General features: G+C 40.3%; 10 protein-coding genes and 1 other RNA gene. 10 read left to right on the top strand and 1 reads right to left on the bottom strand.

Features of this window, described 5'->3' with window-relative positions; translation table 11 throughout:
• Position 1 precedes the first annotated feature (1 nt).
• The 5 genes from BQ4443_RS04950 to recR all read left to right on the top strand — a co-directional run bounded on the left by BQ4443_RS04950 (position 2) and on the right by recR (position 6590).
• A complete protein-coding gene (locus BQ4443_RS04950; RefSeq protein WP_071058226.1) occupies positions 2–3454 on the top strand; it encodes a UvrD-helicase domain-containing protein in 3453 nt (1150 codons plus the stop codon).
• Positions 3455–3475: 21 nt separating this feature from the next.
• An RNA gene (gene ffs / locus BQ4443_RS04945) (signal recognition particle sRNA small type) lies at positions 3476–3573 on the top strand.
• Positions 3574–3595: 22 nt separating this feature from the next.
• The gene (gene dnaX / locus BQ4443_RS04940; RefSeq protein WP_071058225.1) at positions 3596–5593 is read left to right on the top strand and encodes a DNA polymerase III subunit gamma/tau; all 1998 of its coding nucleotides are present in this window, start codon (positions 3596–3598) and stop codon (positions 5591–5593) included.
• A gap of 41 nt (positions 5594–5634) precedes the next feature.
• Positions 5635–5967, top strand: coding sequence for a YbaB/EbfC family nucleoid-associated protein (locus BQ4443_RS04935; RefSeq protein WP_023952919.1), 333 nt, complete (start codon positions 5635–5637; stop codon positions 5965–5967).
• A 17-nt stretch (positions 5968–5984) separates the two neighbouring features.
• Positions 5985–6590 carry a recombination mediator RecR gene (recR, locus tag BQ4443_RS04930; RefSeq protein WP_071058224.1) on the top strand — a complete coding sequence of 202 codons (606 nt, stop codon included), beginning with the start codon at positions 5985–5987 and terminating at the stop codon, positions 6588–6590.
• Here recR and tal read toward each other — a convergent pair.
• Entirely contained in the window at positions 6567–7526 is a 960-nt protein-coding gene (gene tal, locus BQ4443_RS04925) for a transaldolase (RefSeq protein ID WP_023952923.1), read from the bottom strand. The two genes, recR and tal, sit on opposite strands and share 24 nt — an antisense overlap.
• 218 nt (positions 7527–7744) lie before the next feature.
• On the opposite strand from tal, the gene carA reads away from it, so the two are divergent.
• From carA to BQ4443_RS04900, 5 genes are all read left to right on the top strand, one after another.
• Positions 7745–8893: a glutamine-hydrolyzing carbamoyl-phosphate synthase small subunit gene (carA, locus tag BQ4443_RS04920; protein ID WP_071058223.1), complete on the top strand. Its 1149-nt coding sequence runs from the start codon at positions 7745–7747 to the stop codon at positions 8891–8893.
• Positions 8894–8899: 6 nt separating this feature from the next.
• The gene (gene carB / locus BQ4443_RS04915) at positions 8900–12139 is read left to right on the top strand and encodes a carbamoyl-phosphate synthase large subunit (protein WP_071058222.1); all 3240 of its coding nucleotides are present in this window, start codon (positions 8900–8902) and stop codon (positions 12137–12139) included.
• A gap of 141 nt (positions 12140–12280) precedes the next feature.
• Complete coding sequence (bfr, locus tag BQ4443_RS04910) at positions 12281–12745, top strand: bacterioferritin (protein WP_023952927.1); 465 nt, start codon at positions 12281–12283, stop codon at positions 12743–12745.
• Complete coding sequence (locus tag BQ4443_RS04905) at positions 12745–13530, top strand: SDR family oxidoreductase (RefSeq protein ID WP_023952929.1); 786 nt, start codon at positions 12745–12747, stop codon at positions 13528–13530. The genes bfr and BQ4443_RS04905 overlap by 1 nt, the downstream gene beginning before the upstream one ends.
• 217 nt (positions 13531–13747) lie before the next feature.
• On the top strand, positions 13748–15070 hold the full coding sequence (locus tag BQ4443_RS04900) for a solute carrier family 23 protein (RefSeq protein WP_071058221.1): 1323 nt from the start codon (positions 13748–13750) through the stop codon (positions 15068–15070).
• The last annotated feature ends 88 nt before the right edge of the window (positions 15071–15158 follow it).

Here is a 15158-nt window from a genome sequence, read left to right as displayed (position 1 = left end):
TATGACGAAGCAAGCGACTGACCATATCGCACGGATGCAAGCGGTTAATCCTCATCATTCTTATATTGTGCAAGCACCAGCAGGATCTGGGAAAACGGAATTATTGACGGATAGAATTTTGTCCTTATTAGCGATTGTCAATAGACCAGAAGATATTTTGGCAATTACCTTTACGCGTAAGGCAGCGGCTGAGATGAAAGATCGTGTGATGAAAAAGCTAGAACAAGCGCGATCAAATGAACAGCCTGTACCTGAACACCAACAAGACTCAAGAGAAAAAGCATTGGCTGTGTTACAGAGAGATAGTGAGCTTAATTGGTCTTTGCTAGATAATCCAAGCCGTTTACGTATTCAAACGATAGACTCTTTTGCTCAATCCTTAGTCAGAATGACACCGAGCTTATCTGGTGCTGGGGCAGGGTTAAGCCCTCAAGAGTCGGCAGAGTCATTGCATCGAAAAGCGGTACAAAAAACATTTTCACAATTAGATACTCAAGAGAGTGTGCGTGTGGTGTTATCCCATCTTGATGTAGAGGTGGAAAAATTCCATTCTTTATTAGTTCAGATGTTAGATAAACGGCAAGGGTGGATAGCATTAGCCCAAGAACCAGCACTAGCGTTAACAAAGATGATGGAAACGCTTAACAATATTATTGAGCAAAATCTCAAGCACTTAGATACCTTGCTACCAGTGGGTTGGTTTTCTTATTTATCGCCTATTTTGCCTGAGGCGGCTCAGACCCTACATCAATATTTACTGGATAAAGGTAAAGATCCAAAAGAGAATTCATTAAAAATTTTTAAGCAATGGTCTGGAGAGCCATTTACGCATAGCATTGACGATATCGAAAAGTGGCAGGCATTATGCTTTTTCTTGGCAACGAATGACGGACCTATTCGGAGAGATTTGAGGGTTACAAGTGGTATCGCACCGAAAGCTCCGTTTAAAAAGGGCTTGGTAGAGTGGTTTGAAACTTTAGACGAGCGTTTGGTCGATGTAATCAGTGATGTTAAAAGCTTGCCAACACAATTAATTGATGCTGAAAATATTACCTTATTCCAACATTTTTTTGAGTGCTTATTGCAATGTGAACATAACTTGCAAAAAGTATTTCAAGAGGAAGGGGTGGTTGATTTTACAGAAATCTCACAACGTGCGTTGCGTGCGTTAGGTAGCCAAGAAGCTCCAACAGAGATGTTATTAAAAATCGATGCAGATTTAAAGCATATTCTGATTGATGAATTTCAAGATACAAGTTTTGCACAAAAAGAGTTATTAGATCTCATTACTTCAGGATGGTCTGTGGGTGATGGTCGTACCTTATTTTTAGTTGGCGATCCCATGCAATCCATCTATCGTTTTCGCAATGCGGAAGTGAGTTTATTTCTGACATTAGCTGAAAAAGCTGCCAAAAATACAGGACTTCCTGAGGCAGAAAAACAAGTAGTATTGGGTAATGTGGTGATGGACTTACTGCACTTAAAAGAAAATTTCCGCTCAGATGCTGGTGTAGTGGATTGGGTGAATCATATGTTTAAACAGGTGTTCCCCTCTGACAATCAGCCATCGCTAGGGGCAATTAGCTATACGGATTCACATCCCTTTAAACCCGCAAAGGAGGCAAATGCAGTTCAGTATTATCCATTTAACTTCACCAAACAAAGTGGAGATGAAGGTAAAGAACAAGCATTAAAGCAGGCGGTGTATAAAGCCGTAGCGTTGGTGCAAAATGTATTGGAGCAAAATAAAGCGTCTGAGAAGAAAAGAACGGTGGCTGTATTAGTGCGTTCGCGTACACATTTAGAAGGGTTGGCAGAAGCCTTGAACCAAGCCAATATCCCTGTTCAAGCGGTAAAAATGGTGCCATTAGCACAGACTGAAGAAGTGAGTGATTTAGTACAACTCATCCGTGCGCTTAGTCATGCTAGCGATCGATTGGCGTGGCTGTCTTTATTGCGAGCACCTTTTTGTGGATTAACTTTAGCTAGTTTAACGCGTTTATTTGAGGGGAAAATAGAGCGTAGTATTCCTGCACAGATGCAAGCGTATCGTCAGACACCAGAAGCATTAGCCAGTATATTATCTCCTGAAGAGCAGCAACGGTTTTTATTTGCAGCTCAAGCTTTACTAGATATTCCGTATCTACAAAGCGATATGACTTTTGCTACCTATGTTGAGTTAGTGTGGGAGCGTTTAGGGGCGGCGAGACTTTACGCGAGCGAAGCAGCACAAGAAAATGTGATGTCTGTGTTAACTATTGTGGAAGAATTGGCACCCTATGGCAATCTAGATTTGCGGGAGTTTGATCAGCGTATGGCTAAATTATTTGCTGCGCCAGTCAGTGAAGAAAACGCTGTGCAAATCATGACAATGCATAGTTCAAAAGGATTAGAGTTTGATGAGGTTATCTTATTTGGTTTACATAAAGAGCCTCCACCAAATAAAGGTGATTTACTTGAGATTGAGAATGAACAAGGGCATTTATTAATGGGTTCTATCACTCATAAAGCAAAAGACATTGAAGACCCTATCTCAAGTATTATTAAAAGACGTAATCGAATTAGACAACGCCATGAGGTTGATCGTCTTTTATATGTGGCGTGTACGAGAGCAAAAGAAAAATTGCATTTAATGTATTTACGGTGTGAGGATAAAAAGCCAGCGGCATCAACCATGCTATCTAGTATTGAGGCGTTTATTGACCCTACCTTAGTTGTGAATGCAGACGACATTATCTTAGAAGAGGCACCTAGCATATGGGCATTTGAAAGTGAGGGGGTTAAGCGTTTTACACTTGACACTATTTGTTCGCTACAAAAAGAGTTAGTTAGTGAAGATAAGAAGGAGGAGACTGTGGTTTCTCCTTCTGAAAAGACAGCCATAAGTACAGAGAAGGAAAGTAATCTAGCCGAAGGTATGCCGTTATCAGAATGGGTGTTTGAAAATAGATTGCATTCAGCAATAGGAACGGTAGCTCATGCTTGGCTAGAGCAGATGGGGCGAGCTAAGTTACAAGATTGGTCGATAGAGAGGGTGAAATCTGGTGTAAAACTGATTAAACGACAATTACATCAGCTCGGTGTCTATCCTCAAGAGTTAGAACAAGCCTCTTCACGAGTGATACATTTACTCAGTGAGGTGTTGAATGATGAAAGAGGGCAGTATTTGTTAAGTCATCCACAAGCCACACAAGAATGGCAACTTTATAATGAAGATAATCAGCAACGTATTGTGGATTTAGTCTTGGCAACAGAAGAAGGATGGTTAGTGGTGGATTATAAAACAAATCAACGCTTACCTAATGAGAGTGATGAGGCATTTAAAGATCGCTTACGTGTTTTATATACCTCACAGCTTCAAGCCTATGCAGATTATCTCTCAGGCTTGGATGGGCGCGCTGTTAAAACGGCTATTTATGCTTTAGATGGTTGTCAATGGATTGAGCTTTTATAAAACTATGCTACAATTATTTTCGGTGGGCCCCTTCGCATGGGTCGGCAGTGAATCTGGTCAGGTCGGGAACGAAGCAGCCATAGCTGTGCGGATCTAGTGCCGGAGTAAGGCTCACTCCTTATTTATACCTACACTTAATCCATGACAACAAATAATTATCTAGTCCTTGCACGCAAATGGCGTCCCCGAACTTTTGAAACACTTGTTGGTCAAGAGCATGTGGTAAAAGCCTTGTCAAATGCGCTAAAAACACAGCGCTTACATCATGCCTGGTTATTTACAGGGACACGAGGTGTAGGTAAAACTACCTTAGCACGAATTTTGGCAAAGTCACTTAATTGTGAGCAAGGTATCACACCAACACCTTGTGGTGTTTGTCAAGCATGTACCGAAATTGATGCAGGTAGGTTTCCAGATTATTTAGAATTTGATGCGGCATCCAATCGTGGTGTCGAAGAAATGGCTCAATTACTTGAACAGGCGATTTATGCACCATCAGTAGGTCGTTTTAAGATTTATACGATTGACGAGGTGCATATGTTATCAGGAACGGCATTTAATGCCATGCTGAAAACATTAGAAGAGCCTCCCCCGCATGTAAAATTTATTTTAGCGACAACAGATCCTCAAAAGATACCTGTGACAGTGTTATCTCGTTGTCTTCAGTTCAATCTTAAACAAATGCCTCCTGATGCGATTGTGTCGCATTTGCAAACTATTTTAAAACAAGAAGAAGTTGAGTTTGATGCAGAGGGTCTACGCTTATTGGCACAAGCAGCGGCAGGATCTATGCGTGATGCATTGTCGCTAACGGATCAAGCGATTGCTTATTCAGGTGCTAATATCACGGGCAACGCTGTACGTGATATGTTGGGTACAATTGATCAACGTTATTTGGTACGTTTTTTAAATCAATTAATGAGTGGCAATGCGCAAGGACTTATTGATATAGCGACTGAATTAACGAGTAGGGGATTTTCTTTTTCGAGTGCCTTAGAGGATTTAGCCTCGTTGCTGTCTAAAATCGCTATTGAACAACGCTTGCCTGGAGTGATAACAGCCGAGGATCCAAGCTATGACGATATTTTATCATTGGCTAAAGTAATACATCCTGATGCGTTGCAGTTGTTTTATAGTATTGCTATTCATAGTCGTTCGGAATTAGCCTTGTCTCCTGATGAATATACAGGATTCATTATGGCTGGATTGAGGATGTTGTCCTTGGTGTCTCCACATCAAGTGCAATTAACCTCACCTCTCACTACTGCAGGTCAAGGTCAAACGGTAACTACGCAATCTCCTGTTGAGCATGTAGAGGCTGAAAAAAAAAGTCCTGAGCAATTTGAGCAATCTTCATCTGCCATAACGCCTAACACTATCTCTTTGGCGCCAACCACTGAAATTGTTGATAAGTCTATATCTAGTGATGATACTGATACGGATATCAAGTTTGTCTCCGAAGTGGTTACTGATGCAGGGGAACTTTCTGAAGCAATAGTGCCAGAGTCTCTATCTGAGGAAATAAGCCCTGAGGAGTTGGAAAGAGAAATTTCAGCTATCTCTAACAGTGATACAGTGAGCCATATAGATGATGTGACAGAAGAAAATATGGCACCTTATTATCCGCCAGTAGATGAAGGATATTGGTATGATGGGGATAGTGTTACACCTCCAGCAGACTATATAATTGAACAGGAAAATGGGCAATCTAGTTCTTCTGTTCCAGAATCAGCACCATTGCAAGAGGATGCTATTCCTTTAAACCATATGACTCCTGACGCATGGATAGAAGTGGTTAAGTCATTAAACTTAAAAGGTATGGTCGGTGAAATTGCCAAGCATAGTGAGTGGATTGGTGTTGAAAATCAAACGGTATATTTAAGAATTTTAGTACAAGGTAGTGATAATTTATCCGCAAAAACTACTTTGACGACTAGCTTAACAGAGTACTTTAAAACACCGCTAAAATTGAAGTTTGAGTATGGTGAGGCGAATCAATCAGTACATGCGGTAGAGCAAGCTGAATTACAAAAACGTCAACAGAAAGCTGAACAGGATTATCAACAAAATACATTTGTACAGGCATTACAAGATGAGTTTCAAGCGATTTTGGTAGAGGACTCCATTAAGCCTGTATAGGGTAAACTTATATCGCAAATTATATAAAAGGATGAATAATTATGATGAAAAATCAATTGGCTGGTTTAATGAAACAAGCACAGCAAATGCAAGAGAATATGAAAAAAGCCCAAGAAGCTTTAGGTGATATTATCGTTGAAGGAGCGGCTGGTGGTGGCTTAGTGAAAGTCTCAATGACATGTCGTCATGACGTGAAACGTATCACGATTGATCCATCTTTGCTAGCAGATGCAGAAGAAAAAGAATTTCTAGAAGATCTAATTGCTGCTGCCGTGAATGATGCTTTACGTAAAGTAGAGACAACCTCAGCAGAAAAAATGTCTGCTGTGACAGCAGGGATGCCATTGCCAGGTGGATTAAAATTTCCATTCTAAGCTAAGGGCTATTATTAATGGCACTTTTACCTGATCCAGAACCGTTATTTGAATTGATTGAGGCACTAAATACATTGCCTGGGATAGGCAAGCGTACGGCTAGGCGTATGGCATACCATTTATTGCAGTACGATAGAGAGGGTGCGGCTAAAATCAGTGAAACAATTAATCAGGCACTTAACGAGCTAAAGCATTGCCAGATGTGCAATTCCTTTACAACAGAGGATATTTGCCCTATCTGTGCAAGTCAGAGACGAGACCATTCTCTATTATGTGTGGTAGAAACGGCAGCAGACTTGAATATGATTGAGGCAAGTCATGGCTATCATGGACTGTATTATGTACTTATGGGTAAAGTATCACCTTTGGATGGTGTTGGTGCACAAAAACTAAATCTTGAACGCTTATTTCATCGGGTGTTGGATTATCCTGTGCAAGAAGTTATTTTGGCGACTAACTTTACAGCAGAGGGAGAAACCACCGCTCACTACTTAGGCAATGTATTGCGAGATCAAGGGGTAAAGGTATCTCGCATTGCTCGAGGAGTGCCTAGTGGTAGTGAGCTGGAATATGTGGATGCAGGAACAATTGCTTGGGCATTAACAGAGAGACGTACTGATTAGTGCATCTAACTTAATCGCATCGGCAACAAAAGTTCGAATACCTTCGGCTAATTTCTCAGTCGCCATGGCATCTTCATTCAGCAAAAATCTAAAACGCGATTCTGACAAAGTTAATGGCTCTATCAAAGCTTGTTGAGCACTAGAGGCATCTAATACTTTAGTGCTTAATGAACCTTCCTGTTGAGAGAGTTTGGATAAAAGGTCTGGACTGATGGTTAATAAATCACAACCTGATAGTGCGAGAATCTGATTGATATTTCTAAAACTTGCCCCCATGATTTCGGTTTTCACCGCAAATTTCTTATAGTAATTAAAGATTTGAGTGACTGACTTAACACCTGGGTCATTGAGTCCTGCATTAGCGTTTTCATCCCACTGTTGCCCAGCTTGTTTTTTATACCAATCGTATATTCGCCCCACAAAGGGAGAGATAAGTTGAACATTAGCATCAGCGCAGGCGACCGCTTGAGCTAAGCAAAACACCAAGGTCAAATTACACTTAATGCCTTCCTGTTCTAGAATACGTGCCGCTTGAATACCTTCCCAAGTAGCGGCTATTTTAATCAGGACTTTTTGGTTGGAAATGCCAGCATCATTGTATTTTTGTATGATACTCCTTGCGCGATTGACAGTGGCTGCTGTATCGAAAGAGAGGCGAGCATCTACTTCAGTGGAAACACGCCCTGGTACAATATTCAGAATTTTTTGTCCAAACTTAACTAATAAATAATCAACGACATCTTCCATAGAACTATTGGGATGTTCTTTAATCGTTTCAAGCAATAAAGGACGATAATTATCTTGTTGTACCGCCTTTAAAATTAATGATGGATTGGTAGTGGCGTCAGTAGGAGAGTGTTGTTGAATTGTCTCAAAGTCACCAGTATCTGCAACAACAGTAGTAAATTGTCTTAAGTAGTCAAGCGAAGTAGTCATATATTTGTTTATTGTCCTAGGGGAATTACTATTAAAAAATAACCTCAAATATCCAGTATATGGGTATTCAAATTTTTTTCCTATCTTTAGAATCTATAGACACAATAATAGCAAAAGAGTATTAAATTTTCATAACAAAATAGGCTATTTTTACATTAAAAATTGAAAAAAAAGTATAATCAGAAAGTTTACTTACTGATTTTGAAATTTGGGGTTTTATGGCATTGTCATCACTACTGAAAGGAAATCAAGATTTTCCTAGCGCTATTTTGGCCCTCGCTGATGGAACGGTTTTTAAAGGTGTTTCAATTGGGTCAACTGGCCATACTACAGCAGAGCTTGTTTTTAATACGTCTATGACAGGTTATCAGGAAATTTTAACTGATCCAAGTTATACACAACAAATTGTGACCTTAACGTATCCACATATCGGCAATACTGGAGTTAATACTGAAGATATCGAATCTTCAAAAATCCATGCAGCTGGTCTTGTTATCCGTAATTGCCCAAGTCTCTTATCAAACTTCCGTTCTACACAATCTCTTCCTGATTATTTAAAAGAAAATGGTATTGTAGCAATAGCTGAAATAGATACTCGCAAACTTACACGTATCTTACGAGAAGGTGGTGCACAAGGTGCATGTATTTTGGTGGGTGATGATGTAGAAAAAGCGGTAGCATTGGCTAAGGCCTATCCCGGCATGGTTGGGCAAGACTTAGCGACACAAGTTAGTGTAACGACAGAGCAGGAATGGCATCAAGGAACATGGCAATTGGGTAATGGCTATACAAAGCCAGAACAAGATAAATATCATGTCGTTGCTTATGATTTTGGGGTGAAATCGAATATTCTTCGTTTACTAGCATATCGAGGTTGCAAAATTACGCTAGTACCATCTCAAACACCTGCTGAAAAGGTGTTAGCCTTAAATCCAGATGGTGTTTTTTTAGCCAATGGCCCGGGAGATCCGCAAGCAGTAGAATATGCGATTGAAACAGCAAAAATTCTTATTGATAAAAAAATCCCTTTGTTTGGTATCTGTCTAGGTCATCAAATTATGGGATTAGCGCTAGGCGCCAAAACAGTTAAGATGAAAACAGGTCATCATGGGGCAAATCACCCAGTCAAAGACTTGCAAACCGGTCGTGTGTATATCACTAGCCAAAATCATGGATTTGCTGTTGATGGCGATACCTTACCAAATAACGCTCGTGTAACACATGTCTCACTTTTTGATGGAACGTTACAAGGGTTTGAATTGACAGATCGTCCAGCTTTTTGTTTCCAAGGACATCCAGAAGCAAGTCCAGGACCACACGATATTATTGAATTATTTGACAAGTTTATTAGCCATATGGCGAAGTAGGGAATTATGCCAAAACGTACCGACATAAAAAGTATTTTAATTATTGGCGCTGGCCCTATTATTATTGGGCAAGCATGTGAATTTGACTATTCTGGTGCTCAAGCATGTAAAGCATTAAAAGCGGAAGGATATAAAACTATTCTGGTAAATAGTAATCCAGCTACTATCATGACTGACCCAGAAACTGCCGATGTAACCTATATTGAGCCTATTACTTGGCAAGCCGTAGAAAAAATCATCGAAATTGAGAAGCCTGATGCGTTATTACCAACCATGGGTGGACAAACAGCCTTAAACTGTGCACTTGATTTGGCACGTGAAGGGGTCTTAGCAAAACATGGCGTAGAGCTAATTGGTGCTAATGAAAAAGCCATTGAGAAAGCGGAAGACCGTTTAAAATTTAAAGAAGCGATGACATCTATTGGCTTAGAGTCTGCTAAATCTGGCGTGGCTCACTCAATGGAAGAGGCTTGGGATGTACAACGTAAAATTGCGGCAGAGATTGGGACATCTGGCTTCCCTGTTGTGATTCGTCCTAGTTTTACACTAGGTGGTTCTGGTGGCGGTATTGCTTATAACCCTGAAGAGTTTGAAACGATTTGTCGTAGAGGTCTAGAGGCTTCTCCAACCAATGAGTTATTGATTGAAGAGTCTATGCTAGGTTGGAAAGAGTTCGAGATGGAAGTTGTTCGCGATAAGGCAGATAACTGTATTATTGTTTGTTCAATTGAGAACTTAGATCCAATGGGTGTACACACTGGTGACTCTATTACAGTGGCACCAGCACAAACCTTGACTGATAAGGAATATCAAATTATGCGTAATGCCTCAATTGCGGTATTACGTGAAATTGGTGTTGATACAGGTGGCTCTAATGTACAGTTTGCGGTTAATCCACAAAATGGTCGTATGATTGTGATTGAGATGAATCCTCGTGTATCACGCTCCTCTGCATTGGCTTCTAAAGCAACAGGTTTCCCTATTGCTAAGGTAGCCGCACGTTTAGCTGTTGGTTATACGTTGGATGAGCTAAAAAATGAGATTACTGGCGGTGCCACACCAGCATCATTTGAACCGACCATTGACTATGTCGTCACTAAGATTCCTCGTTTTGCGTTTGAGAAATTCCCAATGGCAGATTCTCGTTTGACGACTCAAATGAAATCTGTTGGTGAAGTGATGGCAATGGGAAGAACATTTAAAGAGTCTTTCCAAAAAGCTTTACGTGGTCTAGAAGTTGGTGTTGATGGCTTGAATCAAAAGACAATCGATCGTGAAACATTACAGGTAGAATTGGCTGAGCCAGGTCCTGAGCGTATTTGGTATGTAGGTGATGCGTTTGATAAAGGCTTTAGCTTGGAAGAAGTGCATCAATTGACTAAGATTGATCCTTGGTTCTTACAACAAATTAAAGAAATCGTTGATATTGAATTAGCCTTAGAAAAGAAAACCTTAGCTGATTTAGATGAAGAAACATTGCGCCAGATTAAAAGAGCGGGTTTCTCAGATAGACGTTTAGCGTATTTGTTGGATACGTCAGAATCTGAAGTACGTAAAGTACGTCATCAATTAGGTGTTCGTCCTGTGTATAAACGCGTGGATACGTGTGCAGCAGAGTTTGCGACAAATACAGCCTATATGTATTCGACTTATGAAGAAGAGTGTGAGGCTCAACCAACTGATAAGAAAAAAATTATTGTTTTAGGTGGTGGTCCAAACAGAATTGGTCAAGGGATCGAGTTTGATTATTGTTGTGTACATGCGGCGTTGGCATTGCGTGAAGATGGTTATGAAACAATCATGGTCAACTGTAATCCAGAAACAGTATCTACGGACTACGATACATCAGACCGTTTGTATTTTGAGCCACTTACATTAGAAGATGTATTAGAAATTGTTCATGTTGAAAAACCTGTCGGTATGATTGTTCAATATGGTGGACAAACACCATTAAAACTAGCTCGTGCATTAGAAGCTAATGGCGTACCTATTATCGGTACTAGCCCTGAGTCTATTGATATCGCTGAAGATCGTGAACGTTTCCAAAAACTCTTACAAAAATTAAACTTAAAACAACCACCTAATCGTACCGCTAGAACAGAAGCCGAGGCGATTACGCATGCAGAAGATATTGGTTATCCATTAGTGGTGCGTCCTTCCTATGTATTGGGCGGTCGTGCCATGGAGATTGTGCATGAGCAGGCAGACTTAGAGCGTTATATGCGTGAAGCGGTGAAGGTAAGTAACGATTCGCCAGTATTGTTAGACCGTTTCCTTAATGATGCCACCGAAGTGGACGTAGACTGTATTTCCGATGGTGAAGCCGTCTTTATTGGTGGCGTGATGGAGCATATTGAACAAGCAGGTGTTCACTCGGGTGACTCAGCATGTAGTTTACCTCCTTATTCATTATCACCGGCGATTATTGAAGAAATCAAACGCCAAACGCGTGTTATGGCTAAAGCATTAAATGTAAAAGGCTTAATGAATGTGCAATTTGCAATTCAGAAAGATGAAGTTTATGTGCTTGAAGTAAACCCACGTGCCTCTCGTACCGTACCTTATGTATCTAAAGCAACAGGCTTGCAACTAGCGAAAATATCTGCAAGAGCAATGGCTGGTAAGACCTTAGCTGAACAAGGTGTAACTAAGGAAGTATCGCCAAGCCATTATTGTGTGAAAGAAGCTGTTTTCCCATTTGTTAAATTCCCGGGCGTGGATACTATTTTAGGTCCAGAAATGAAGTCAACCGGTGAAGTAATGGGTGTGGGTGAGACATTCGGTGAGGCGTTTGTGAAGTCACAAATTGCAGCGAGTGTTAATTTACCTGAATCAGGTCTAGTGTTTATTAGTGTTAAAGCACAAGACAAGGCAAAAGCAATTCCTGTTGCACAAGGTCTCGTGAAGTTAGGCTTCAAGATTGCGGCAACAAGAGGAACAGCGGCTACTCTATACGAAGCAGGCATTCCTGTTCAGGTAGTTAATAAAGTGACCGAGGGGCGCCCACATATTGTGGATATGCTTAAGAATGGTGAAATTAGCCTAGTAATTAACACGGTTGAGGAGAGACGTAATGCTATCAATGACTCGCGTGCAATTCGTACACATGCCTTAGCAGGTCGCGTTACGTTCTTTACGACGATTGCAGGTGCCCGTGCAGCTGTTGAAGGTATGCAATATCTACGTGAAGGTAAAGGCTTACGAGTATATCCTTTACAAGCTATGCATGCAAAAGTGAATAAATAGTATGATGATTATTTAGGCTTAATGTAACTCTTAATAAGAGTCAATCGTATTTACCAACTTAACGGTAAATACGATTTATTAGAAAATTAAAATAACTATGGACTACAATAAGAACATAGTTATTTTTTTAAGGGGTATATCGTGAAAGGCAGTGTAAAAGTTATTGACTATTTCAATTTTTTAATCGCTGGTGAATTGGCTGCTCGTGATCAGTATTTTATTCACTCTCGTATGTATTCAGAGTGGGGATACTCAAAGTTATTTGATCGCCTAAACCATGAAATGGCAGAGGAAACAGAGCATGCAGAAGCATTGATTCGACGTGTATTAATGCTAGAAGGCATTCCTAATATGAAGCCTGAGGCATTAAATGTAGGTAAAGATGTTCCTTCCATGTTGCAAGCTGACCTTGATGTAGAACTCACTGTACGTGAAAACTTGAAAAAAGGTATTGAACTTTGTGAGCAAGAAAAAGATTATGTTAGCCGTGAAATCTTAGTTGCTCAATTAATAGATACTGAAGAAGACCATGCTCACTGGTTAGAGCAACAGTTAGGCTTAATTGAGAAAATGGGTCTAGAAAATTATCTCCAATCTCAACAATAATGACTACTCAGGAAAAATCATTACGTGTATTTATTACAGGTGCAAGTAGTGGCTTAGGGAAAGCCTTGGCTCAGGTTTATGCCAGTCAAGGGGCTACACTTGGGTTATTAGGGCGTAAAGAAGATGCCTTACAAGCGTTAGCACAAGAATTACCCGGTCAGCACAAAACCTATGTTGTTGATGTGGCAGATAGAGAGGCGTTGCATGCCGCTGCTTATGACTTCCAGACGCTAGGACCAACAGATATAGTGATTGCTTGTGCAGGCATTAGTGTAGGCACGGTGACTGAATACTTAGAAGACTTTGAGACGTTTCGTCGAGTTTATGAAACCAATGTTTTTGGGTTGGTCGCTACGTTTGAACCTTTTATCGCTAATATGAAAAAGGCGAAGAAAGGAACGTTAGTCGGCATTAGTAGCGTGGCTGGTGTACGTGGTTTACCTGGTGCTAGTGCTTATTGCTCATCTAAGTCTGCCGTGAGAACGTATTGTGAAAGTTTACGAGTAGATTTATACAATACTGGTGTCAAGGTGGTGACAATAGCCCCTGGCTTTATTGATACGCCAATGACTAAAGTTGATCCTTATAAAATGCCTTTTTTAATGCCAGTAAATGATTTTGCACAAGTGGCTGTTAGCACTATTGAAAAGGGGTGCTCTTATAAAGTTATTCCTTGGCAAATGGGTGTAGTGGGCAAATTGCTCAGATTAGTTCCTAATCCTGTGTATGATTATTTTGTCTCAAAAAGAGGACGTAAACCTCGCCAGCATGAGATGCCTAAGTAAGTCCTATCATTCCTATTATTACCAATAAAAATGCCAGTCTCTTTTTTGCTAAGACGACTGGCATTTTGATTGTAGGCAAATTTCTTATCGGTTTTGATGTGCCTGTTTTTCATTGCATTTTAGCGTTAGAATCCACAGAGTTTTAACTTATATTTTGATGAATTTAGTATAATTTCTGATGAAATTTTCAACACATCTCTTTTAGGACTTCACTCTTATGTCATATTTTCCTGAATGGCGCAAAGTCGAGCAGATTACGCCAGGGACGGTCGTGGCTCCCAACGAATATTTACCCATTAGTCAATCCTTATTAATGGGCGCACAGCACGTTGTTGCTATGTTTGGTTCAACAGTTCTTGCACCATTATTAATGGGGTTTGATGCGAACTTAGCGATTTTAATGTCTGGTATTGGTACATTGATTTTCTTTTTCTTTGTTGGTGGACGAGTACCAAGTTATTTAGGCTCAAGCTTTGCCTTTATTGGTGGTGTAGTATCTGTTACAGGTTATACAGCAGGTTCAGGATTAAATGCAAATATTGGTGTTGCTTTAGGCGCCATTATTATGTGTGGCTTGGTTTACACCATTATTGGCTTAATCATTTGGTTTGCTAATACCAAAGGGAATGCATCGGAGTGGATTGAAAAATTAATGCCCCCTGTAGTAACTGGTGCGATTGTTGCTGTGATTGGTTTAAATCTTGCTCCTATCGCTGCTAAAGGTGCTATGGCAAGTGGATCAATCTTTGATGCGTTAATGGGCATGATGACTATTCTTTGTGTGGGTGGTGTTGCTATCTTTACCAAAGGATCACTACAACGGCTAATGATTTTAATTGGCTTAATTTTCGCTTATTTAATTTATTATGTATGCGCAAATGTTTTAGGACTTGGACAGCCAATTGACTTTACGGGTATTCAAAATGCCGCTTGGTTTGGTTTACCAACAATGAGTTCACCCGTGTTTGATATGAGTGCTATTACTGTGATTGTACCTGTAGCGGTGATTCTAGTAGCGGAAAACCTAGGCCATATTCGTGCTGTTAGTGCCATGACAGGTCAAAATTTGGATCAATATTTAGGTCGTGCATTTGTGGGTGACGGTGTGGCGACAATGGTGTCTGGTTCTGTTGGTGGTACGGGTGTCACTACCTATGCTGAAAATATTGGTGTGATGGCGTTGACTCGTGTGTACTCAACACTATTATTTGTCGTAGCGGCAATTTTTGCGATTATTCTTGGTTTTTCTCCAAAGTTTGGTGCCTTAATTCATAGTATCCCTGGTCCTGTACTTGGAGGTGTATCAATTGTGGTATTTGGTTTAATTGCAGTTGCTGGTGCACGTATTTGGGTCATTAATAATGTAGATTTTTCAGACAACAAAAATTTAATTGTTGCTGCGGTAACATTGATTATGGGGGCAGGTAACTTTGCGTTTGAAATTGGTAGTTTCAGACTAGAGGGTATTGGGACAGCTACTTTTGGTGCCATTATTCTATACGCCTTATTAAATCGTAAGTCAAAAACAGCAACAGAGTGATAAATATCAGTAAATTTCATTAAGACTACTTGAAATTAAACTAAAAATCACTATAATGTACTCAAGGGCGCTCTGCATTGCGATGCAG

Source organism: Pelistega sp. MC2 (assembly GCF_900099475.1).
GTDB lineage: Bacteria > Pseudomonadota > Gammaproteobacteria > Burkholderiales > Burkholderiaceae_B > Taylorella > Taylorella indica.
This window is presented reverse-complemented; position numbering and strand designations above follow the sequence as displayed.

What these genes read in the sequence shown, in the direction of transcription:
- carA (WP_071058223.1), top strand. Translation starts at nt 7,745, where the DNA reads ATGGCATTGTCATCACTACTGAAAGGAAATCAAGATTTTCCTAGCGCT.
- BQ4443_RS04905 (WP_023952929.1), top strand. Translation starts at nt 12,745, where the DNA reads ATGACTACTCAGGAAAAATCATTACGTGTATTTATTACAGGTGCAAGT.
- carB (WP_071058222.1), top strand. Translation starts at nt 8,900, where the DNA reads ATGCCAAAACGTACCGACATAAAAAGTATTTTAATTATTGGCGCTGGC.
- tal (WP_023952923.1), bottom strand. Translation starts at nt 7,526, where the DNA reads ATGACTACTTCGCTTGACTACTTAAGACAATTTACTACTGTTGTTGCA.
- BQ4443_RS04935 (WP_023952919.1), top strand. Translation starts at nt 5,635, where the DNA reads ATGATGAAAAATCAATTGGCTGGTTTAATGAAACAAGCACAGCAAATG.
- BQ4443_RS04950 (WP_071058226.1), top strand. Translation starts at nt 2, where the DNA reads ATGACGAAGCAAGCGACTGACCATATCGCACGGATGCAAGCGGTTAAT.
- BQ4443_RS04900 (WP_071058221.1), top strand. Translation starts at nt 13,748, where the DNA reads ATGTCATATTTTCCTGAATGGCGCAAAGTCGAGCAGATTACGCCAGGG.
- recR (WP_071058224.1), top strand. Translation starts at nt 5,985, where the DNA reads ATGGCACTTTTACCTGATCCAGAACCGTTATTTGAATTGATTGAGGCA.
- dnaX (WP_071058225.1), top strand. Translation starts at nt 3,596, where the DNA reads ATGACAACAAATAATTATCTAGTCCTTGCACGCAAATGGCGTCCCCGA.